Origin of the sequence: Methylobacterium sp. UNC378MF (assembly GCF_900103195.1) — a bacterium.
Taxonomy (GTDB): domain Bacteria; phylum Pseudomonadota; class Alphaproteobacteria; order Rhizobiales; family Beijerinckiaceae; genus Methylobacterium.
The window spans coordinates 21,035-43,033 of record NZ_FMWU01000010.1 but is presented as its reverse complement, the minus strand read 5'-3'; the positions used below and the strand labels follow the sequence as shown (position 1 = coordinate 43,033).

The following is a 21,999-nucleotide window of genomic DNA, read 5'->3' as shown; positions in this document are numbered from 1 at the left end:
GGGGCAGATCATGCGGAAGGGCAGACGAGTTCCGGCTTGGCTGGCGAGGCGGACCTACTTCAAGCGGATCGAGCGCTGGACGAGGCCGGGCAAGGCACGCGCTGCGGCGCCGCCTCCCGCGGCCCACGCCGCTCCGGCGCCCTCCAACATCGTGCCCTTCCCGATTCGGCTGAACCGCCCGGATCGCCCCGCCTTCGAAGACCTGCGGGGCGTCGGCACGGCGTAGGATCCAGTCGGGGCCAGCCAGACGCCCATCGTCGGGGACCCTGCTTACCCGGGCACTTGTCGACCGCACAGGAACAATCAATCCTGTGGTGTTGACGCCGAAGCCGGGAGGATACGTGCCACACGACGGGTGGGGTTCGAGCGGGCCGGTGACGTTGCGGGCACGACGCGCGAAGCTGCGCCTCGTGCCCGGAGCGGTGGTGCTCGGGCTCAGCCTCCTGGTGATCGGTACCGGCGCCCTTTGGCGCTACGCCACGGCGCTGCCGCCCCTCGACCTCACCGATGCGATGGCGCGCTCCACGGTCGTGCTCGACCGGTCTGGCACGCTCCTGCGGCCGTTCGCGACGGCGGACGGGCGCTGGCGCCTGCCGGTCACCGCAGAGACGGTCGATCCGCGCTATCGGGCAATGCTGCTCGCCTACGAGGATCGCCGGTTTGCCGATCATCCCGGCATCGACCCGGCTGCCGTGCTGCGCGCCGCCGTCCAGTGGCTGACTCGGGGCCGGATCGTGTCCGGCGCCTCAACACTGTCGATGCAGGTGGCCCGCCTCGTCGAGCCGCGGCGCGAGCGCTCGCTCGAGGCCAAGCTCCGCCAGATGGTGCGGGCAGTCACGCTGGAGCGGCACCTCGGAAAATCCGGCCTCCTCGATCTCTACCTGGCACTGGCCCCCTATGGCGGGCCGTTGGAGGGCGTGCGCGCGGCGAGCGTCGCATATTTCGGGCGGGAGCCGGTCCGGCTGAGTGCGGCGCAGGCGGCGCTGCTCGTCGCCCTGCCGCAATCGCCCGAGACCCGCCGCCCGGACCGGTTCCCGGAGCGCGCCCGCGCCGCCCGCGACCGGGTCCTGGCGGTCGCGAGCGCCCAGGGCATCCTCACACCGGCAGAGGCTGCGGCCGCTCGGGCCGAGCCGGTGCCGACGGCGCGCAGACCGTTCCCGATGCTGGCGGCGCACGCCGCCGAAGAGGCCGTGGCGGCCGATCCCGCCGCCGCCACGATTCGCCTGGCCATCGACGGGCGCCTGCAGGAGCGGTTGGAGACCCTGGCGGCCGAGCGCGCCGCCGCCGTCGGCCCGGACCTCTCGGCCGCGATCCTCGTCCTCGACAACCGTGACGGACGGATCCTGGCTCAGGTCGGCAGCGCCGGCTATCTGGACTCGAATCGGCGCGGCGCCATCGACATGACGCTGGCGGTGCGCTCCCCCGGCTCAGCGCTGAAGCCCTTCGTCTACGCCATGGCCTTCGCGGATGGGCTCGCGCATCCCGAGACGTTGCTGGAGGACCGGCCGGCGCGGTTCTCGGCGAGCTACGCCCCGGAGAATTTCGACCTGACCTTCCAGGGCACGGTCACGGCCCGGCGGGCGCTGCAACTCTCGCTCAATGTGCCCGCGGTCGCGTTGATGGATGCCGTGGGTCCGGCCCGCTTCATCGCCCGGCTGCGCGCCGCCGGGGCCGCGATCCAGCTCCCGCGGGAAGCGGCGCCGGGGCTGCCGGTGGCGCTGGGCGGCCTCGGCATCACCCTCACCGATCTGGCTCGGCTCTATGCCGGCCTCGCCCGCGGTGGGTCGGTGCCGGACCTCGTCCGCCGCGCCGAGCGGGCTTCGGCCGAATCTCAGCACCGCGTCACGGAGCCCGTGGCTGCCTGGTACGTCGCCGACATCCTGCGCGGAACCCCCCCGCCGGACAACGCCCTGCCGAACCGCATCGCCTACAAGACCGGCACCTCATACGGGTACCGCGATGCCTGGGCGGCGGGCTTCGACCGGCAGGTGACGATCGTCGTCTGGGCCGGGCGGCCGGATGGCGCCGCGGTGCCGGGGCTCGTGGGCCGCACGGTCGCGGCGCCGATCCTGTTCGACGCCTTCGCGCGCCTCGGGATCGAGCCCGAGCCGGTCCCGCAGCCCCGGAATGCTCTGGTCGTCGGGCAGGGCGGCCTGCCGCCGCCACTGCGGCACCTGCGCCGCGAGTCGGCCGAGGCGGGGGGACCGGCGCTGCGGATCGCCTATCCGCCGGACGGGTCGCGGATCGATCTCGGCCTCGCGGCGGACGGGCACCACACGGCGGAGGGAAGCCCGGGACTCGCCCTGAAAGCCCTGGGCGGTGTGCCACCGCTCACATGGCTGGTCGATGGTCAGCCGGTCATACAGTCGCCGCGCCGTCGCGCCGAGTGGCTTCCGGGCGGCGCAGGCTTCGCCCGGATCTCGGTCCTGGATGCGACCGGTGCCAGTGACAGCGTCTCCGTCCGGCTCGAATGATCCGGCAGCCCGGTTGCGGGTGCGACGGGGCGGATCCAGCCACGGGGCACCAATCTGTGGCGGCGCCAACCTTGCGGCCGGCGTCGATCAGCGACCGATCCCGAGCCCGCGCGGCGAGCCGGCCGAGCCGCGTGGCTCGCAGGCTTCCAGTGCGGCCGCGAGGCGCGCCTCGTTGGCGGCGGAGCCTTGAGACTGGCTGAGGACCGTGCCGAGGATGCCCGCGCTCACGAGAATGCCGAGGGCTGCCACGCCGAGCAACACACAGGTCATCAGCCTGTTGCGCCGCAGATCGGCCGTGAGCGCCTGAATCAGATCCCGACTGTCTTCGGCGAGACTGTTCCGGGCCGCCACAAGCTCGTTGTACATGTTGGTGATAGCGTTGGTGGACATGTACACCAGAAGCAGGTGGACGACGAAATCGTCGTCCGTCGTGGTGTTCAGGGCGGCCGCGATCCGCACCGCGAGCTGACGCTCCCAGGGCTGGAGATCGCGGCCGTGGACCGACCGGTAGAACCGCTCGAGATTGGTCACGGCCGGAGCGCATCCCGCCACGCCGTGTGGAAGTTGCGCCGCAGACGGCGTCCCTCGACGCGCAGGCGCATCGGCGCGCTGTTCGCCAGGAGCTGCCACGTCATGTGCTGGACCCGCAGGGCCTCGATCAGCCGCTCGCCGATCCGCTCGATCTCGATGACGCGAAAGTTCGACTGCTTGCGCAGCGACCGCACGAGATCGGACGATTCCAGATAATCGAAGTTGGTCGCCTGGGCGGTGTTCTTCGCCAGGATCGCCCGATCGCATTCGATCAGCATCGGACGGAGTTCCTTGAGCACCTCCAGGGCGGTGGGATCGACCGCTCCGGCCGCGACGACCACGGCGAGACGGATATTCGCCTCCCGGCAGCTCTCCACGATGATCTCGGCGCAGCGGCGGGTCGTCTCGGTATCGCCGGCCGGGAAATCGACCACGATGAAGCGCTCGGCGGTCTCGATCACCCGCTCGATCATGTCCTGGCAAAGAGTCGGGTCGACCCGGCCCGTGCTGTCCTCGGCGCGCAAGCGCTGTCGGAAGCCGGTGATGCCGGGCCGGCGCGGAACGAAGGTGTCGCTCCCGGGGCTCGTCTCCTGCATGATTGCCGTGTGGAAATGGCGGTTGGCCGGGTCAGTGTCGATCGCCAGGACGGGACCGACCTCGGCGCAGAGATCGGCTAGCTGCAGGGCGATGGTGGTTTTGCCGACGCCGCCCTTGCCGCCGAGGCACAGGATGAGGACTTTCGCGGCGGCCCCCAGAAGGTCGCGCTGGATGTCCTGGATCTCGTCCGGGCTGTACCAGGCGGGAACCTTGGTCTGCGTCGTATCGGTCATGTGCTGCCTCCGTGCTGATGCATGCAGGGCCGCCTCGGCGCGACGCGCGACAGCGGACCTGCGGGATGTCGGGTCTGAGGGCATGCGGGCCGCCCGGGCGAGTCGCGGAGCCGCGACACAGCGCGGGATCGCCCGGCGGCGCGGAGGGCATTCGGGCCCCCTCAAGCGCGGCACCTGATCAGGCCGGCGCCGGCAGCAGCCGAGAGGCCGCCGCGCGGTCGCGGCCTCCGTGCAGCGGGTCCAGAAACCCCGCGACAGACCAACCGCGGATGGAATGCGGAGCGCTCCGCCATCCGATCCTCGGAACGGCGTCCGTCGCCACGGGGCACACTGCGTTGCGGGATCTGTTTCGCCGGCGGGTTGATTCAAAACATGTCGTCCGCTGCACCCGAGTTCCGGCAAGACGTTGCGCGACGACTCTCAGGATGCAAGCCTTATCTTATCGGTTATCCTCGTAAATCATTGCTTTATCGTCCATCGTTAAAAATCTTATATTGTGTAGTCACACGAATTTTACATCTACAAATGCCGTAAATAACGAACTTCAGGAATTATGAACAGTATATTTGTCAGCATACAGAATTTCAGAGGTGGAGTATTCTAAAGGGTGCTTCCAGGCCATGCGGGTGCGCGACCGAAGCCGATCGGCGCGGCGGCCGCCGAGGCGGTCTGAACAGGAGCGGGCGTCGTCCTTCCGCGATCGATGATCGCGCGCGGGTCAACCGGGGCGGCCCCTAGCCAGGGGCGCACGCGGCCGCGATCCATTGTGTTGCACCGAGGTCACCGCTTTATCCGGCCCGTCGCGGGGGCCGTCACCGTCACCTTGACGTCATCGCGCCGCAGCGAGGGGAGCGAACACCTCCATGAGGCCGTTCACCAAGATCTGGGTGCCGACGCACAGCAGCAGGAAGGCGAAGAGGCGGCCCATCACCCGGGCGCGGGCCGGGCCGATGAAGGCCACAACACGGTCGGCGGAGGCATAGAGCAGCGCGACCGTGCCAGCGACCGCGAGAGCCGCCAGCGTGACCCCGATGTAGAAGCTGAACCGCTCCGCATAGGCCGCCGGGCGATTTGCCCCCAGGGTGATGGCAACCGCGATCGTGCCCGGGCCTGTGGTGAACGGCAGCGTCAGGGGAAAGAAGGCGATGTCGGAGAGGGGACCGGGCGCCGGATCGCTCTGAGGCTCCGTCGGGGCCGCGCCACGATCCGCCGAGCCGGATGCCTCGGCCTGCTTGCGCGCCTCGCGGGCCTCCGGCCGGTTCAGCTGCGTCCAGGCCGACGACATGACCACCAAGCCGCCGGCGATACGCAGGGCGCCCAGCGTGACGCCGAAGAAGTTGAGGATCGGCGTGCCCGCCCAGAGGGCGCCGAGCATCACCAGGGCGGCGTAGAGGCCAATGCGGCGTGACAGCAGAACGCGATCGGCGTGGCTGAAGGCGCTCGTCACCTGCGCGAAGATGAACGCGCCGCCGATCGGATTCACGATCGAGAACAGGCCCGATAGGGCGAGCAGGAATTGCTGGGTGGTGAACTCAATGCTCATCGGGGCCGGCCGTGTGGCGCGCTGTCCTGAACCATCGAACGCTTCGGGTGCCGTTCGCGCAGCCGGATCAGCCCGGGGAGGGGGCCGGCACCAGCACCCGGGCCGGCGCGAGACGGCGCGCGCGTCGCACCTGCTGCACGGCCACCGGGCGATAGAGTTGCTTCGTCGCGTCGACCACGTGCAGGCCGGCGAAGGGCAGAGACAGGCTGGTCCCGAGCCACTCCCAGGCAGGACCGGTGCGCAGCATCAGCCGCGAGCGGACCGGCGGCATGTACAGGGTCTCGGCCCAACTCACCGGAGAGAACAGCGTATCGCGCATCAGCCGCCCGAGTTGCGAGCGGCTGTAGGGCTGTCCGTGGCCGAAAGGCGTCGCCTCCCGGCGGGCCCACACGCCCCGGCGATTCGGTACCACCAGGATCATGCGGCCGCCCGGCGTGAGGGTCCGCCAGACTTCCTGCAGCAGCTCCGTCGGACTTTCCACCGATTCGAGGGCGTGGACCAGAATGACCCGGTCAATGGCGGCCTCGGGCAGCGGCATCATCGTGGGATCGGCCAAAGCCGCACAGGAGCGTCCGGTGCTCGGCCAGTTCACCACACCCTGCGAGGCCGGCATGAAGGCGAGTGTGCGCTCGGCAATATAGTGAACCGGTCCGAGATATGGCGTCGCGTAGCCGATCCCGAGGACGCGCAGTCCCGAGACCGAGCCGAGGAAGTCGTGGAGCGCGCGGCCGACCACGCGATGCGTCGTGCGGCCCAGGGGGCTGGCATAGAAGGCCCGCAAGCCGTTGACGTCGAGACGCATGGGGGGACAGGAGATCGCGGACGGAACGGTCGTCGTACTCAATGGTGAGCCGCGCGCCGCGCGGCAAGCGCCGGAGGAACCCGGCCGGACCATCACCTGTTCACGGCAACAGATTTCGCGCCGCTTTGCGCCTTTTCGCGCTCCTGGGAGCCCCTGTCCGATGGCCGCCGAGACCGAGATTCGCACCTTCCTCTGCCGCAGCGACAACATCGGCGTGCTGATCCGGGATCCGGCGACCGGCGCCTGCGCGGCGATCGACGTGCCGGAGGCCGAACCGGTTTTGCGGGCCCTCGACGAGGCCGGCTGGCGGCTGACCGACATCCTGGTCACGCACCGCCACGGCGATCATGTCGAGGGCATCCCGGCGGTGAAGCAGGCGACCGGGGCCCGGGTTGTCGCCCCGGTCAAGGCCGGCGATGCGGTTCCCCAGGTGGATCTCACGGTGCGGGAGGGCGACACCGTCGCGGTCGGTCGGCTCAACGCCAAGGTCTGGGAGACGCCGGGTCACTGTGCCGACCACGTCACCTACTGGTTTACGGACGCGGGCCTCGTCTGCGCCGGCGACACGCTGTTCACCCTCGGCTGCGGGCGGGTGATGGAGAGTCCGCCCGAGACCCTGTACCGGTCGCTGCGGCGCTTCGACGACCTGCCCGACGCGACGCAGGTGTTCAGCGGCCATGACTACGTACTCTCCAACGCCCGCTTCGCCCTGGCGGCCGACCCGGACAATCCGGACCTCAAGGCGCGCTACGCCGAGGCCGAACGGGCCAAGGCGGAGGGTCGCTTCCTCATTCCATCCACCATGGCTGCGGAGCGCGCGACCAATCCGTTTCTGCGCAGCGGGCAGCCGGCCTTGGCCCGGTCGGTGAACCTACCGCCGGAAAGCGATCCCGAGGCGGTGTTCGTCGCCTTGCGGGCGTGGAAGAACCGCTTCTGACGCAGGTGATAACCAGAAAAATTTGTTGCCTTCTCAAGGCAAACTGACACATACGAGTCTTTAAGCGGTCCTAATCCGCTGAGGTAACCGGGCTCCCGGGGGGAAGCCGCAACGTCAACGCGAAGCGCCGGGACGCTTCAGCCGGTATGATGGGGGTCCGTCTCGCCCTACCACCTGTCCACTTCCCGCCTTCCGCTTCCTTTCCTCAAACCAGAGTCTGACGGGTCCAGGGAAGAGGCGCTCAGCGCCAAGGCCAAGCTCACCGTCGCCGACGCCGAACCCGGTGCGCTCCGCGAAAGCGGCGACGCGGCCAGTCCGTCGCGGCCCCGGGCTCCGGTTGCAGCCGATGTGCGGCTGCTCGGTATTGCCACCGAGCATCTCTCGCGGCTCGGGCCCAAGCGCGTGACGGTCGTGGCCGTCGCTGCCGAGGCCGGCATGACGCACGCCAATGTGTACCGCTACTTCCCGTCGAAGGACGCGCTCCTCGACGCGGTCGCGGGGCGATGGCTGCGCGAGGTCGAAGCCCGGCTCGCCGGCATTGCCGACGCGCCGGATCCCGCCGACGACAAGATCGAGCGATTGCTGACCGCCCTCGCGACGGTCCAGCGGGATGCTTTGTTCGACGAGCCGAATCTGTTCGCAGTGCATCTCGATGCCACCGTGTCGGCCCGGCCGATCGCCCGGCGTCACCGCGTTCGACTGCGCAGCTTGGTCGAACGCGTGGTCGAGGAGGGGATCACCTCCGGCATCTTCTCGGCGCGCGACCGGGAACGGGCGATCGCCTACATCTTCGATGCGAGCTACCGCTTCACGCATCCCCTGGCGATCCAGCACGATGCCGAAGTACCGCGGGACCTGATCGAGGCCCGGTTCGGGGCCGTCATCCACGCGATCCAGCGGGTCCTGCGGTCCGGCATTCTCTGAACCATAGCGCCTAGGCACCCACGCGCCTGCGAGGCCCGGACCCTCTGTCCGGGCCTCTTTCGTTTCCGCGTCGCGATCGATCCGGCCCATACCACGAAGCTCGAAATGACAGCTTTTCCGATCTGTCATCGCGGCTTCCCAGCGCTGGCGAAGCCGAGTGCACTGCACCTAAAACCTTCCCGACGTTGAGGATTCGGGCGGGTCGCCGAGCCCCACAGCGAGTGCGGGGTGCTCCGGCCGACCCACCCATGCACCCCAGCTCGGGTTGAAGCCACGGTGCTTTTCGGCCACACAGCCGCGCAGATTTCAGAGCGGCGAATCCGGCCCCGAACCCGGACGGACGTGACCTCACAGCCGCGCGCAAAACACCCGTCTAGTCGACACGCAGCGGAGACGAATCCGACATGGCTCGCAACAAGATCGCGCTCATCGGTGCCGGCCAGATCGGCGGCACCCTGGCCCTTCTGGCCGGCCTGAAGGATCTCGGGGACGTGGTGCTGTTCGACATTGTCGACGGCGTGCCCCAGGGCAAGGCGCTGGACATCGCCGAGGCCGCCCCGGTCGAGGGCTTCGACGCGACCTACGCGGGTGCCAGCGATTATAGTGCCATCAAGGGCGCCGACGTCGTGATCGTCACCGCCGGCGTGCCGCGCAAGCCCGGCATGAGCCGCGACGACCTGATCGGCATCAACCTCAAGGTCATGCAGGCGGTGGGCGAGGGCATCAAGACCTACGCGCCGGACGCCTTCGTGATCTGCATCACCAACCCGCTCGACGCGATGGTGTGGGCGCTGCAGAAGTTCTCCGGCCTCCCCACCAACAAGATCGTCGGCATGGCCGGCGTGCTCGACTCGGCCCGCTTCCGCCACTTCCTCGCCGAGGAGTTCAAGGTCTCGGTGGAGGACGTCACCGCCTTCGTGCTCGGTGGCCACGGCGACGACATGGTGCCGCTGACCCGCTACTCCACGGTCGCGGGCGTGCCACTGACCGACCTCGTCAAGCTCGGCTGGACCACGCAGGAGAAGCTCGACGCCATGGTCGACCGCACCCGCAAGGGCGGCGGCGAGATCGTCAACCTGCTCAAGACCGGCTCGGCCTTCTACGCGCCGGCCGCCTCCGCCATCGCCATGGCCGAGAGCTACCTGCGCGACAAGAAGCGGGTCCTGCCCTGCGCCGCCTATCTCGACGGCCAGTATGGCGTGAAGGGCATGTTCATCGGCGTGCCGATCGTGATCGGCGCCAACGGCGTGGAGCGCGTCCTGGAGGTGACCTTCGACGCCGCCGAGAAGGCGATGTTCGAGAAGTCGGTCGCCTCGGTGACGGGACTCATCGAGGCCTGCAAGGGCGTCGACAGCAACCTCGCCTGACCGGTAAGCGGATACCGGGCAGCGCGTAGCGTTCGGAGATTCGAATCCCAATCGCTCGATTTCTCTACGCGCCGTCCGCTGCCACCTATTCGCTCCTCCCTACGAGGCTCCGATGAATATCCATGAATATCAGGCCAAGGCCGTGCTGAAGGAGTTCGGCCTGCCCGTCTCCCGCGGCGTGGCCATCTTCAACCCGTCGGAGGCCGAAGCCGCCGCCAAGGAACTCGGCGGCCCCGTCTGGGTCGTGAAGAGCCAGATCCACGCGGGCGGCCGCGGCAAGGGCACCTTCAAGGGCGCGCCCGAGGGCGCCAAGGGCGGCGTGCGCGTCACCAAGTCGATTGACGAGGTGAAGCAATATGCCGGCGAGATGCTCGGCCAGACCCTGGTGACGATCCAGACCGGCCCGGCCGGCAAGCAGGTCAACCGCCTCTACATCGAGGAAGGCGCCCAGATCGCCGAGGAATTCTACCTCTCGATGCTGGTCGACCGCACCACCGGCGGCGTCGCCTTCGTGGTCTCCACCGAGGGCGGCATGGACATCGAGGCGGTCGCCCACGACACGCCCGAGAAGATCCACACCATCGCGGTCGATCCGGCGACCGGCGTGATGCCCCATCACGGCCGCGCGGTCGCCAAGGCGCTGGGCCTCACGGGCAATCAGGCCAAGGAAGCGGCCTCGCTGACGGAAAAACTCTACGCGGCCTTCGTGGCCAAGGACATGAGCCTGCTGGAGATCAACCCGCTGGTGCTGACCGCCGACGGGCACCTCAAGTGCCTCGACGCCAAGATGGCCTTCGACTCGAACGCCCTCTACCGCCACCCGGATATCGTCGCGCTGCGCGACGAGACCGAGGAGGACGCCAAGGAGATCGAGGCGTCGAAATACGACCTCGCCTACATCGCGCTGGACGGCACGATCGGCTGCATGGTCAACGGCGCCGGGCTGGCCATGGCGACCCTCGACATCATCAAGCTCTACGGCGAGGAGCCGGCGAACTTCCTCGATGTCGGCGGCGGCGCCTCGGAGGAGAAGGTCACGGCGGCGTTCAAGATCATCACCGCCGACCCGAACGTGAAGGGCATCCTCGTCAACATCTTCGGCGGGATCATGAAGTGCGACGTGATCGCCAACGGCGTGATCGCGGCCGTGAAGGCGGTGGGCCTGCAGGTGCCGCTGGTGGTGCGCCTCGAGGGCACCAACGTCGAGCAGGGCAAGGCCATCATCCGCAACTCGGGCCTCAACGTGATCCCGGCGGACGACCTCGACGACGCCGCCCAGAAGATCGTCGCCGCCGTGAAGGGAGCCTGATCATGTCGGTGATGATCGACGCCAACACCAAGGTCATCTGCCAGGGCTTCACCGGCAAGAACGGGACCTTCCACTCCGAGCAGGCCATCGCGTACGGCACCAAGATGGTCGGCGGCACGAGCCCCGGTAAGGGCGGCTCCAGCCATCTCGGCCTGCCGGTCTTCGACACGGTGGCGGAGGCCCGCGAGGCCACGGGCGCCGAGGCCTCGGTGGTCTACGTGCCGCCGCCGGGCGCCGCCGACGCGATCTGCGAGGCGATCGCCGCCGAGGTGCCGCTGATCGTCTGCATCACGGAGGGCATCCCGGTGCTCGACATGGTGCGGGTGAAGCGGGCGCTGACGGGCTCGAAGTCGCGCCTCGTCGGGCCGAACTGCCCCGGCATCGTCACGGCCGGCGAGTCGAAGATCGGCATCATGCCGGCCAACATCTTCCGGCCCGGCTCCGTCGGCATCGTGTCCCGCTCGGGCACGCTGACCTACGAGGCGGTGTTCCAGACCTCCAATGCCGGCCTCGGCCAGACCACGGCCGTCGGCATCGGCGGCGACCCGGTGAAGGGCACCGAGTTCATCGACGTGCTGGAGCTGTTCCTGGCCGACCCGAAGACCGAGTCGATCGTGATGATCGGCGAGATCGGCGGCTCGGCCGAGGAGGAGGCGGCGCAGTTCCTGCGTGACGAGGCCAAGCGCGGGCGCAAGAAGCCGATGGTCGGCTTCATCGCCGGCCGCACGGCGCCCCCGGGCCGCCGCATGGGCCATGCCGGCGCGATCATCTCGGGCGGCAAGGGCGGCGCCGAGGACAAGATCGCCGCCATGGAGGCCGCAGGCATCCGCGTGTCGCCGTCACCGGCTCGGCTCGGCTCGACGCTCGTCGAGGTGCTGAAGGGCTGAGCATCATCCCGAAAGGTGGCCTCTGGCTTTCGGGAAAGATGATGCCGATCGAAGGTTCGAGCATCGGACCGGCTCCGGTTCCCGGTGCGGTGCTCGAACACCCAGCGCGCCAGCGTTGCGGCCATCGCAGGGCCGCAACGCCCATATCGGGCGTGCAGATGATTTCAGCGGGGCGGTCACCCGCCCCGTTTCGGTTTGAGGGCGATCCGCCGCGCGGACGGGGAGCCCGAAGGGCAGGGGAGCCTGCCCGCGCGATCAGGATGGACGCACCATGGCACGCCAGGACGTGAACGAAGCGCTCCTCGAAACCTCGTTCCTCTACGGCGCCAACGCCGCCTACATCGAGGAATTGCAGGCGGCCTACGCCCGCAACCCGTCCTCGGTGGATCCGGAGTGGCAGGCCTTCTTCAAGGGGCTCGGCGAGGACGAGACTCTGGTCGAGAAGAACGCCGCCGGCGCTTCCTGGGAGCGGCCGAACTGGCCGGTGCCGCTGAACGGCGAGCTGGTCTCGGCGCTCGACGGCAACTGGGGCGCACTGGAGAAGGCGATCGGCGACAAGATCGTCGCCCGCGAGGCCAAGGACGCCAAGCCCGGCAAGCCGCAGGACAGCGTCACCGCCACCACCGGCGTTTCGGTGGAGCAGGCCACGAAGGACTCGGTTCGGGCGATCATGCTGATCCGCTCCTACCGCATGCGCGGCCACCTGCACGCCAAGCTCGACCCGCTGGGTCTCGCCCCGCGCGGCGACCACGAGGAGCTGCACCCGCAGCATTACGGCTTCCAGGAGAGCGACTGGGACCGGCCGATCTTCCTCGACAACGTGCTCGGCCTCCAGTTCGGCACGATCCGCGAGATCGTCGACATCCTGGAGCGGACCTACTGCCAGACGCTCGGCGTCGAGTTCATGCACATCTCCGATCCCGCCGAGAAGGCGTGGATCCAGGAGCGCATCGAGGGCAAGGACAAGGAGATCTCCTTCACCCCCGAGGGCCGCCGGGCGATCCTCAACAAGCTGATCGAGGCCGAGGGCTTCGAGAAGTTCCTGGACCTCAAGTACACCGGCACCAAGCGCTTCGGCCTCGACGGCAGCGAGGCGATGATCCCGGCGCTGGAGCAGATCATCAAGCGCGGCGGCGCGCTCGGTGTCCGTGAGATCGTGCTCGGCATGGCCCATCGCGGCCGGCTCAACGTGCTCACCAACGTGATGGCGAAGCCCTTCCGGGCGGTGTTCCACGAGTTCAAGGGTGGCTCGGCCTCCCCGGCCGAGGTCGAGGGCTCGGGCGACGTGAAGTACCACCTGGGCGCGTCCTCGGACCGCGCCTTCGACGGCAACAACGTCCACCTGTCGCTCACCGCCAACCCGTCGCACCTGGAGATCGTCGATCCGGTGGTGCTGGGTAAGGTCCGCGCCAAGCAGGACCAGTGGGCCAAGCCCAACATCGAGCGCCGCACGGTGCTGCCGCTCCTGATCCACGGCGACGCCGCCTTCGCGGGCCAGGGCGTGGTGGCGGAGTGCTTCGGCCTGTCGGGCCTGAAGGGCCACCGCACCGGCGGCTCGGTGCACTTCATCATCAACAACCAGATCGGCTTCACCACCGATCCACGCTTCTCGCGCTCCTCGCCCTACCCGTCCGACGTCGCCAAGATGGTCGAGGCGCCGATCTTCCACTGCAACGGCGACGACCCCGAGGCCGTCACCTTCGCGGCGAAGGTGGCCGTCGAGTACCGGCAGAAGTTCGGCAAGCCGGTCGTGATCGACATGCTCTGCTACCGCCGCTTCGGCCACAACGAGGGCGACGAGCCGGCCTTCACGCAGCCGAAGATGTACCAGCGAATCCGCAAGCACCCGTCGGTGCTGGAGAATTACGGCCGCAAGCTCGTCGAGAACGGCTCCGTCACGCAGGAGGCGCTCGACGTCCGCAAGGCCGAGTTCCGCGGTCTGCTCGACACCGAGCTCGACGTCGCCAACAACTACAAGGCGAACAAGGCCGACTGGCTGGACGGCCGCTGGTCCGGCGTGAAGGCCGTGCACGAGGACGTGGACGACCCGCGCCGCGGCCGCACCGCCGTGCCGGCCGAGACCCTTCAGGAGATCGGGCGGAAGATCACACAGGTGCCACCCGGCTTCCACCTGCACCGCACGATCCAGCGGTTCATGGACAACCGCGCCAAGGCGGTGGAGACGGGGGTCGGCGTCGACTGGGCGACGGCCGAGGCCCTGGCCTTCGGGGCGACGCTCCTCGACGGCAACCGGGTCCGCCTCTCCGGCCAGGATGTCGAGCGCGGCACCTTCTCGCAGCGCCACGCGGTGGTGATCGATCAGGAGAACGAGCAGCGCTTCACGCCGCTCAACGCCATCCGCGAGGGGCAGGCCTCCATCGAGATCATCAACTCGATGCTCTCCGAGGAGGCCGTGCTCGGCTTCGAGTACGGCTACTCGCTGGCCGAGCCCAACGCCCTGGTCCTGTGGGAGGCGCAGTTCGGCGACTTCGCCAACGGCGCCCAGGTGGTGATCGACCAGTTCATCGCCAGCGGTGAGCGCAAGTGGCTGCGCATGTCCGGCCTCGTGCTGCTGCTGCCGCACGGCTACGAGGGGCAGGGGCCCGAGCACTCCTCCGCCCGCCTGGAGCGCTACCTCCAGGCCTGCGCCGAGGACAACATGCAGGTCGCCAACGTAACGACGCCGGCGAACTACTTCCACATCCTGCGCCGGCAGCTGAAGCGCGACTTCCGCAAGCCTCTGGTGCTGATGACGCCGAAGTCGCTGCTGCGCCACAAGCGGGCGGTCTCCAACCTCGACGCGCTGGCCGAGGGCTCGACCTTCCACCGTGTCCTCTGGGACGACGCCGAGGAGGAGGGCGCGCAGAACAGGCTGGTGCGCGACGACAAAATCCGCCGGGTCGTGCTCTGCTCCGGCAAGGTCTACTACGACCTGCTGGAGGAGCGGGAGAAGCGCGGCCTCAACGACATCTATCTGATGCGCGTCGAGCAGCTCTACCCGTTCCCGCTGAAGGCACTGGCCAACGAGATGGCCCGCTTCCGCAACGCCGACGTGATCTGGTGCCAGGAGGAGCCCAAGAACATGGGCGCGTGGTCCTTCGTCGAGCCTTACCTCGAGTGGGTGCTCGGCCAGGCCGGCTCCGCGGTGAAGCGCGCCCGCTACGTCGGTCGTCCGGCCTCCGCCTCCACGGCGGTCGGCCAGATGTCGAAGCACCAGGCGCAGCTCCAGGCCTTCCTCAACGAGGCCCTGGCGGTCTGAGCGTCCGGCCATGGCCTACTTCCTGCTCCGTCTGGAACCGCCCCGCCCGAGCTTCCCGTTCGACGCGACGGAGGCCGAGAAGGCGCTGTTCTCGGCGCATTCCGGATACTGGATGGAGCAGGCGGAGGCGGGAGCCGCCATTGCGGTCGGGCCGGTCTTCGAGCCCGGCGGCACCTGGGGCCTCGCCCTGGTCGAGGCCGCCGACGCGGCACAGGCCGAGGCGCTCGGTGACGCAGATCCCGTCCTGATGGCGCAGGCCGGCTTCCGATACACCGTCTCGCCCGTTCCATCCCTGATCCTGCGGCGCTGACGTCGCGGCCCGACATCCAGAGGAGGCCCCCCGCGGGGCAGAAGAGAGCATGGCAACCGACATCCTCGTCCCGACCCTCGGCGAATCCGTGAGCGAGGCCACCATCGGCCGCTGGTTCAAGAAGCCCGGCGACACGGTCGCGGCCGACGAGCCGATCGTCGAGCTCGAGACCGACAAGGTCACCCTGGAGGTCAACGCCCCGGCGGCCGGCGAGTTGGGCGAGATCCTGGTCAAGGACGGCGAGACCGTCGAGCCCGGCGCCCTGCTCGGCTCGATCGTCGAGGCCGGTGCCGGCGGTGCCACGGCCAAGAAGGCCGCCCCGAAGGAGGCCCCGAAGGAGGCCGCCGAGATCAAGGCGGAGAGCCGGAGCGAGGCCCCGAAGGCCGCCGCGCCCGCGAAGGCCGAGGCGCCGGCCCAGGAATCCTCTGCCGGCTACGGCAACCACGGCGATGCCGCCGCCCCCGCGGCCCAGCAGCGCCCCGCCGGCGACAACGGCCCGGCGGTGGCGAAGCTCGCCCGGGAGTCGGGCGTCGACCCGTCGTCAGTGAACGGCTCCGGCAAGGACGGCCGCGTCACCAAGGGCGACATGCTCGGCGCCATCGCCAAGGGCCCGGCCCCCTCCGCGCCCGCCAAGGAGGCCCGCCCGACGCTGCCGCGCGCCCCCTCGGCGCCGGACGACGCCGCGCGCGAGGAGCGCGTGCGCATGACGAAGCTGCGCCAGACCATCGCGCGCCGCCTCAAGGACGCGCAGGACACCGCGGCGATGCTGACGACGTTCAACGACGTCGACATGTCGGCCGTGATGGCGATGCGCAGCCAGTACAAGGACATCTTCGAGAAGAAGCACGGCACGAAGCTCGGCTTCATGGGCTTCTTCACCAAGGCGGTGATCGGCGCCCTGAAGGATGTGCCGGCGGTCAACGCCGAGATCGACGGCCAGGACCTCGTCTACAAGAACTACTATCACATCGGGATCGCGGTCGGCACCGATAAGGGCCTCGTCGTGCCGGTGGTGCGCGACGCCGACGACCTGTCGATCGCCGGCATCGAGAAGAAGATCGCCGGCTTCGGCAAGAAGGCCCGCGACGGCAAGCTCTCCATCGAGGACATGCAGGGCGGCACCTTCACGATCACCAACGGCGGCATCTACGGCTCGCTGATGTCGACGCCGATCCTCAACGCGCCGCAATCGGGCATCCTCGGCATGCACCGCATCGAGGAGCGCCCGGTGGTCCGCGCCGGCAAGATCGAGGCGCGGCCGATGATGTACCTCGCTCTGTCGTACGACCATCGCATCGTCGACGGTAAGGAGGCCGTGACCTTCCTGGTGCGGGTCAAGGAGGCGCTGGAGGATCCGGCGCGCCTCGTGCTGGACCTCTGAGGCTGTCATGTCGGGCGCTGAGAACAGGGTCGCGATCGTCACCGGCGGCGGCCGCGGCATCGGCCGCGCGGTGGCGCTGCTCCTGGCGGAGCGCGGCTACGCGGTCTGCCTGAGCTACGTGTCGGACGCCGCCGCGGCGCAGGGCGTGGTGGACGCGATCGCGGTCAAGGGCGGACAGGCGCTCGCCGTGAAGGGCGACGTCGGCAGCGAGGCCGATGTCCTCGCCCTGTTCAAGGCGGCCGACGGGCTCGGCCGCCTGACGGCGCTCGTCAACAATGCCGGCGTGGTCGACGTGAAGTCCGACGTCGCCGACATGAGCGTCGCGCGCCTGCAGCGGATGATGACCACCAACGTGGTCGGCAGCTTCCTGTGCGCCCGCGAGGCGGTCCGGCGCATGTCGACCAAGCGCGGCGGCGCCGGCGGCGCCATCGTCAACCTGTCCTCGGTGGCGGCGCGCCTCGGCGGACCCTGCCAGTTCGTCGACTACGCCGCCTCCAAGGGCGCCATCGACTCGCTGACGATCGGGCTCGCCCGTGAGGTCGCCGGCGAGGGCATCCGGGTCAACGCGGTGGCGCCCGGCATCATCGCCACCGAGATTCACGCCAGCGGCGGCGAGCCCGACCGGGTGGAGCGCCTGGGACCCGGCGTCCCCATGGGCCGGGCCGGCACCGCCGAGGAGGTCGCCGCGCCGATCGTGTGGCTCCTCTCGGACGAGGCCTCCTACACCACGGGCGCCATCCTCGACATCGGCGGCGGCCGCTGAGGCCAAGCCCCATCTGACATTCCCTGCCCGTCTCGCACGCGGCACGACCGAGCGGAAGCGAACCTCCATGTCCTACGATCTCGTCGTCATCGGCACCGGCCCCGGCGGCTACGTCTGCGCCATCCGCGCGGCGCAGCTCGGCCTGCGGACCGCCGTCGTCGAGAAGCGCGCGACGCACGGCGGCACCTGCCTCAACATCGGCTGCATCCCGTCGAAGGCGCTGCTCCACGCCTCGGAGGCGTTCGAGGAGGCCAACAAGCACTTCGCCGATCTCGGGATCGATGTCGGCACCCCGAAGCTCGACCTGAAGAAGATGATGGCCTTCAAGGCCGAGGGTGTGGCCGGCAACACCAAGGGCGTCGAGTTCCTGCTCAAGAAGAACAAGGTCGACACCTTCCACGGCACCGGCCGGATCGCCGGCGCCGGCCGCGTCGAGGTCATCGCGGAGGATGGCGGCAACCAGATGCTCGAGACCAAGAGCATCGTCATCGCCACCGGCTCGGACGTGACGCGCCTGCCCGGCGTGACCATCGACGAGAAGGTCGTGGTCTCCTCCACGGGTGCCCTCGAGCTCGACCGGGTGCCGAGGAAGCTCCTGGTGATCGGCGCCGGCGTGATCGGGCTGGAGCTGGGCTCCGTCTGGCGCCGGCTCGGCGCCGAGGTCACCGTGGTCGAGTACCTCGACCGGGTGCTGCCCGGCATGGACGGCGAGGTTGGCAAGCAGTTCCAGCGGATCCTGACCAAGCAGGGCATCGCCTTCAAGTTGTCCACCAAGGTGACGGGCGTCGAGGTCGGCAAGAAGGGCGGCGCGACCGTAACGGTCGAGCCGGCCGCGGGCGGCGAGGCCGAGACCCTGCAGGCCGACGTGGTTCTCGTGGCGATCGGCCGGGTGCCCTACACCGAGGGCCTGGGCCTGGACACGGTCGGCGTCCAGCGGGATGACAAGGGCCGAATCCTGACGGATTCGCATTATGCCACCAACGTCACCGGCATCTACGCCATCGGCGACGTGATCGCCGGTCCGATGCTGGCCCACAAGGCCGAGGATGAGGGCGTGGCGGTCGCCGAGATGCTGGCCGGTCAGTCCGGCCACGTGAATTACGGCGTGATTCCGAACGTGGTCTACACGTTCCCGGAGGTCGCCTCGGTCGGCAAGACCGAGGAGGAACTGAAGAAGGACGGCATCGCTTACAATGCCGGCAAGTTCCCCTTCACGGCCAACGGCCGGGCCAAGGCCAACGGCACCACTGACGGCTTCGTGAAGGTGCTCGCCGACGCCCAGACCGACCGGGTGCTCGGCGTCCACATCGTCGGCGCCGATGCCGGCAACCTGATCGCCGAGGTGGCGGTGGCGATGGAGTTCGGCGCGTCGTCGGAGGACATCGCCCGCACCTGCCACGCACACCCGACCCTCACCGAGGCGGTGAAGGAAGCCGCGCTGGCGGTGAACAAGCGCGCGATCCACGTCTGACGGGCACCCCGTCCCGGCGCAGGATCACGCGATCTTGCGCCGGGCGTTCGGCAGGTCGGCGATCCGCAGGAGCGCGCTCGGCGCCGGCGGGGCCGTCAGGGCGTTGAGCAGATACGGCCTGCGCAAGCCCAAGGCATTGTGAAGGGCGAGGTCGATATCGCGGGCGTAGAACGGCATCCGCAGCACCGCATCAACCCCGAAATAGCGCCCGGCCTGGGCGATCGGCTCCAGCTCGGACGTGGTCAGCAGAGTGATCCGCGTGGACAAACCCAGCGGCTGGATCTGGCAGGCGAGTTCCATCCCGTCGATGCCGGCGAGCTTCACGTCGATGAAGGCGAAGTCGTAGGCGGCGAGCTTCAGCTGCTTGAGGGCGTGGCGGCCGTCATCCGTCTCGTCGAGTTCGATGGCGAAACCGCTGCGCGCCACGACGCGGCTGATGGCCGAGCGCCCCGCCGGCGTCGAGCAGGCGAGCAAGGCCCGGGTCGGTGCACGGCGGCGGGCATCGGCATGCAGCAATTGCTCGATATGACTCGGATCGAGGGGCGTCTTCAGAACCTCGTAGGCCCCGAGGCTTGTTGCGATGTCCTGCCAGTGCGGCAGGACGCGGGTCGCGACCAGCACCAGGCAGGGAGGCTCGGCGCCCGCCCGGCGCGCCACCGCGACCGCTTCGGGTCCGCTGAGGTCGTCGAGCTGAAGCCCGACGAAGGCCAGAGTCGGGCGGTGGCGGAGCAGGATGTCACAGAGAGCCTGACCGGACGTCGCCTCGTCGATCACGGCATGGGGATCAAAGCGCAGGACGATCTCTCTCAGAGAGCTGCGGCGGGCCGAATCGCAATCGGCAATCACGACACGTGCCGGCGCCCTCCCGACCTCAAGCTCCATGACGCCCGCCCAGCCGATCCCATGTCCGACGTAGATATTGGCCGGAGATCGTGACGAAGCTCTTAAAGATCACGTCAGTGCACTGCGGCAATCGGACTATGCGCCTATTGCCGGTGTTGAGCTGCCTCGAAGCAGAAGTTTCCAGCAAATGTGATCAGCGACCCGCCCGGGGATGTGCCGCCGCGTAGGCGCTCATGAGACGGGCGGCGTCGACCTGCGTGTAGAGCTGGGTCGTCGACAGGGAGGCGTGGCCGAGGAGTTCCTGGATCGCGCGCAATTCCCCCTGGCGGGCCAGAAGATGCGTGGCGAAGGAGTGCCGCAGGGCGTGTGGCGTTGCGCTCTCGGGCAGGCCGAGGGCACCGCGGGCGCGGGCCACCGTGTACTGGATGATCCGCGGCGAGAGCGGGCCGCCGCGGGCGCCGAGGAAGAGCGGCCCCTCCGCCATCAGCGGCAGCGGACAGGCGGCGACGTAGTCGGCCACCGCCTGCGCCACCACGGGCAGGATCGGCACCATGCGCTGCTTGCCACCCTTGCCGAGCACGGTGACCTGATCGATCCCAGGCAAGGGCGCGTCGCGGCGGGTCAGGCCCAGGGCTTCGGAAATGCGCAGGCCCGCGCCGTAGAGGAGGGCCAGCACGGCGGCATCCCGGGCGAGAATCCAGGGCTCGCGCTCCTCGCCGGCGCGGATCGCGGTATCGGTCAGCGCCACGGCGGCGGAGACGGGCAGGGGGCGCGGAAGGCGCCGCGGGACTTTTGGCGAGCGCACGCCGCCGAGCGCCGAGACGGTACCGAAGCCCTCCCGTTCGAGGAAGCGCGCGAAGGAGCGCAGGCCCGCGAGCATGCGCATCAGCGAGCGCCCCGAGACCTCGTCGGCCCGACGTGCCGCCATGAAGGCGCGGATGTCCCGCACCTTCAATCCGACGAGCATCGGAATCGTCGGCGTGCCCTGCCGCGACGCGAGGTGGTGGAGAAACTGGCGGAGGTCGCGCCCATAGGCCTCGACGGTGTTGGGCGACATCCGCCGCTCGCGCGCCAGTCCCTCGGTCCAGGCCCGGACGGCATCATGAAGGCAGGCATCGCCCGGAACCAGCAACCGGTCGCCTTCGGCCTCGTGCGTGCTCGCATGCGTGCTCATGGCACCAATCGACCGGATGATCCTTGCCGGGAGCTTAATGCGGTTCCCAGTGCCGCGCCGTTGGTCGGGCTCGTCCGGCGCGGCACGCCGTGCCAAGCTGATCCGATGAGCCTCCTCGCTTACGCGGCCGCCGCCCTCGCCGAGATCGCCGGCTGCTTCGCGTTCTGGGCGTGGCTGCGCCTCGGATGGTCGTCCTTCTGGGTACTGCCGGGGCTTGCGTCCCTGGCGGCGTTTGCGGTCCTCCTGACCCTGGTGGACAGCCCGGCGGCCGGACGTGCCTTCGCGGCCTATGGCGGGGTCTACGTCGCGGCCTCCGTCCTGTGGCTGTGGCTTGCTGAGGGTCAGCGGCCCGACCGCTGGGACCTCGCGGGCAGCGTGGTCTGCCTGATCGGAACGGCGCTCATCCTCCTCGGCCGCCGGGGCTAAGCCCGGCACGGCAGTCCCTGGCGCAGGCGCGTCCGGCGCGCCGATCCATCGGCTTCGGGCACCTTGGTGTAACCGGGCGTTCACGATACGTACGGCAGCGTCGGGCCATTCACCGAGCCGCGGAGCGTCATGACCAGCCCCATCCGTATCCTCGGCATCGATCCCGGGCTCCGCCGCACCGGCTGGGGCCTGATCACCGCGCAGGGTACCAAGCTCACCTACGGCGATTGCGGGGTCGTGACCTCCGACGGCGACCTGCCGCTGGCGTTGCGCCTGCGCGAGCTGTTCGAGGGCATCAGCCGCATCGTCGAAACCGTGCGGCCCGACGAGGTCGCTGTGGAAGAGACCTTCGTCAACAAGGACGCGCAGGCGACGCTCAAGCTCGGCCATGCCCGGGCGATGGCGCTGGTGGTGCCGGCCCTCGCCGGGCTGCCGGTGTTCGAATACGCCGCGAACCTGATCAAGAAGACCGTGGCGGGCTCCGGCCATGCCGAGAAGGTGCAGATCCAGGCGATGGTGCGCTTCCTGCTGCCGAAGGCCGAATTCCGGGTCGCCGATGCGGCCGACGCGCTGGCCATCGCGATCACCCATGCCAGCCACCGGGACGCCCATGCCCTGCGACAGGCGCACGTGCCGGGAGGCAAGCGCCGTTCGCTCACCGGCCAGGCGGCTGCGGGACAGGGTCTCGAAGGAAAGGGCTTCTCAGCGGCCGCCGCCGCGCGCATCGAGGCCGCGCTGGCGAAACAGGGCTGACGGGATCGGGAAGAA

20 protein-coding genes are annotated in these 21,999 nt (G+C 69.3%); 14 read left to right on the top strand and 6 right to left on the bottom strand.

What is annotated here, in order from left to right; translation table 11 throughout:
* Positions 1 to 10 precede the first annotated feature (10 nt).
* Positions 11 to 226 carry a hypothetical protein gene (locus BLT59_RS12125; protein ID WP_091779826.1) on the top strand — a complete coding sequence of 72 codons (216 nt, stop codon included), beginning with the start codon at positions 11 to 13 and terminating at the stop codon, positions 224 to 226.
* A 184-nt stretch (positions 227 to 410) separates the two neighbouring features.
* Positions 411 to 2,474 (top strand): penicillin-binding protein 1C, encoded by a 2,064-nt coding sequence (gene pbpC, locus BLT59_RS12120; protein WP_244513965.1) that lies wholly within the window; start codon positions 411 to 413, stop codon positions 2,472 to 2,474.
* An 87-nt stretch (positions 2,475 to 2,561) separates the two neighbouring features.
* Here pbpC and BLT59_RS12115 read toward each other — a convergent pair whose 3' ends face one another.
* The 4 genes from BLT59_RS12115 to BLT59_RS12100 all read right to left on the bottom strand — a co-directional run bounded on the left by BLT59_RS12115 (position 2,562) and on the right by BLT59_RS12100 (position 6,180).
* Complete coding sequence (locus tag BLT59_RS12115) at positions 2,562 to 3,005, bottom strand: hypothetical protein (protein ID WP_091779822.1); 444 nt, start codon at positions 3,003 to 3,005, stop codon at positions 2,562 to 2,564.
* Entirely contained in the window at positions 3,002 to 3,835 is an 834-nt protein-coding gene (locus BLT59_RS12110) for a nucleotide-binding protein (RefSeq protein ID WP_091779820.1), read from the bottom strand. The genes BLT59_RS12115 and BLT59_RS12110 overlap by 4 nt, the downstream gene beginning before the upstream one ends.
* 829 nt (positions 3,836 to 4,664) lie before the next feature.
* Positions 4,665 to 5,378 (bottom strand): MarC family protein, encoded by a 714-nt coding sequence (locus BLT59_RS12105; RefSeq protein WP_091779818.1) that lies wholly within the window; start codon positions 5,376 to 5,378, stop codon positions 4,665 to 4,667.
* A 67-nt stretch (positions 5,379 to 5,445) separates the two neighbouring features.
* Positions 5,446 to 6,180: a class I SAM-dependent methyltransferase gene (locus tag BLT59_RS12100; protein WP_091779816.1), complete on the bottom strand. Its 735-nt coding sequence runs from the start codon at positions 6,178 to 6,180 to the stop codon at positions 5,446 to 5,448.
* A 160-nt stretch (positions 6,181 to 6,340) separates the two neighbouring features.
* Between BLT59_RS12100 and gloB the strand changes: the two genes are divergently transcribed.
* From gloB to lpdA, 10 genes are all read left to right on the top strand, one after another.
* Entirely contained in the window at positions 6,341 to 7,117 is a 777-nt protein-coding gene (gene gloB / locus BLT59_RS12095; RefSeq protein ID WP_091779814.1) for a hydroxyacylglutathione hydrolase, read from the top strand.
* Positions 7,118 to 7,465: 348 nt separating this feature from the next.
* Positions 7,466 to 8,041 carry a TetR family transcriptional regulator gene (locus tag BLT59_RS12090; RefSeq protein WP_012317921.1) on the top strand — a complete coding sequence of 192 codons (576 nt, stop codon included), beginning with the start codon at positions 7,466 to 7,468 and terminating at the stop codon, positions 8,039 to 8,041.
* A gap of 404 nt (positions 8,042 to 8,445) precedes the next feature.
* Complete coding sequence (mdh, locus tag BLT59_RS12085; protein WP_091779812.1) at positions 8,446 to 9,408, top strand: malate dehydrogenase; 963 nt, start codon at positions 8,446 to 8,448, stop codon at positions 9,406 to 9,408.
* A gap of 112 nt (positions 9,409 to 9,520) precedes the next feature.
* On the top strand, positions 9,521 to 10,717 hold the full coding sequence (gene sucC / locus BLT59_RS12080; RefSeq protein WP_091779810.1) for an ADP-forming succinate--CoA ligase subunit beta: 1,197 nt from the start codon (positions 9,521 to 9,523) through the stop codon (positions 10,715 to 10,717).
* A gap of 2 nt (positions 10,718 to 10,719) precedes the next feature.
* Positions 10,720 to 11,604 carry a succinate--CoA ligase subunit alpha gene (sucD, locus tag BLT59_RS12075; RefSeq protein WP_091779808.1) on the top strand — a complete coding sequence of 295 codons (885 nt, stop codon included), beginning with the start codon at positions 10,720 to 10,722 and terminating at the stop codon, positions 11,602 to 11,604.
* A 271-nt stretch (positions 11,605 to 11,875) separates the two neighbouring features.
* Positions 11,876 to 14,863 (top strand): 2-oxoglutarate dehydrogenase E1 component, encoded by a 2,988-nt coding sequence (locus BLT59_RS12070; RefSeq protein ID WP_091779806.1) that lies wholly within the window; start codon positions 11,876 to 11,878, stop codon positions 14,861 to 14,863.
* A gap of 10 nt (positions 14,864 to 14,873) precedes the next feature.
* On the top strand, positions 14,874 to 15,173 hold the full coding sequence (locus BLT59_RS12065; RefSeq protein WP_091779804.1) for a YciI family protein: 300 nt from the start codon (positions 14,874 to 14,876) through the stop codon (positions 15,171 to 15,173).
* 49 nt (positions 15,174 to 15,222) lie between these two features.
* On the top strand, positions 15,223 to 16,554 hold the full coding sequence (gene odhB / locus BLT59_RS12060) for a 2-oxoglutarate dehydrogenase complex dihydrolipoyllysine-residue succinyltransferase (RefSeq protein WP_091779802.1): 1,332 nt from the start codon (positions 15,223 to 15,225) through the stop codon (positions 16,552 to 16,554).
* Between the two features lie 7 nt (positions 16,555 to 16,561).
* Positions 16,562 to 17,317, top strand: coding sequence for an SDR family oxidoreductase (locus BLT59_RS12055; protein WP_091779800.1), 756 nt, complete (start codon positions 16,562 to 16,564; stop codon positions 17,315 to 17,317).
* A 67-nt stretch (positions 17,318 to 17,384) separates the two neighbouring features.
* On the top strand, positions 17,385 to 18,788 hold the full coding sequence (lpdA, locus tag BLT59_RS12050; protein WP_091779798.1) for a dihydrolipoyl dehydrogenase: 1,404 nt from the start codon (positions 17,385 to 17,387) through the stop codon (positions 18,786 to 18,788).
* 24 nt (positions 18,789 to 18,812) lie between these two features.
* On the opposite strand, the gene BLT59_RS12045 is transcribed toward lpdA, so the two are convergent.
* Complete coding sequence (locus BLT59_RS12045) at positions 18,813 to 19,634, bottom strand: response regulator (protein WP_244513956.1); 822 nt, start codon at positions 19,632 to 19,634, stop codon at positions 18,813 to 18,815.
* A gap of 190 nt (positions 19,635 to 19,824) precedes the next feature.
* Positions 19,825 to 20,805 carry a tyrosine recombinase XerC gene (locus BLT59_RS12040; RefSeq protein WP_091779793.1) on the bottom strand — a complete coding sequence of 327 codons (981 nt, stop codon included), beginning with the start codon at positions 20,803 to 20,805 and terminating at the stop codon, positions 19,825 to 19,827.
* Positions 20,806 to 20,910: 105 nt separating this feature from the next.
* Here BLT59_RS12040 and BLT59_RS12035 point away from each other — a divergent pair, with 105 nt between their 5' ends.
* A complete protein-coding gene (locus BLT59_RS12035; RefSeq protein ID WP_091779791.1) occupies positions 20,911 to 21,231 on the top strand; it encodes a YnfA family protein in 321 nt (106 codons plus the stop codon).
* A 129-nt stretch (positions 21,232 to 21,360) separates the two neighbouring features.
* Complete coding sequence (ruvC, locus tag BLT59_RS12030) at positions 21,361 to 21,984, top strand: crossover junction endodeoxyribonuclease RuvC (protein WP_091779789.1); 624 nt, start codon at positions 21,361 to 21,363, stop codon at positions 21,982 to 21,984.
* Positions 21,985 to 21,999: the final 15 nt, after the last annotated feature.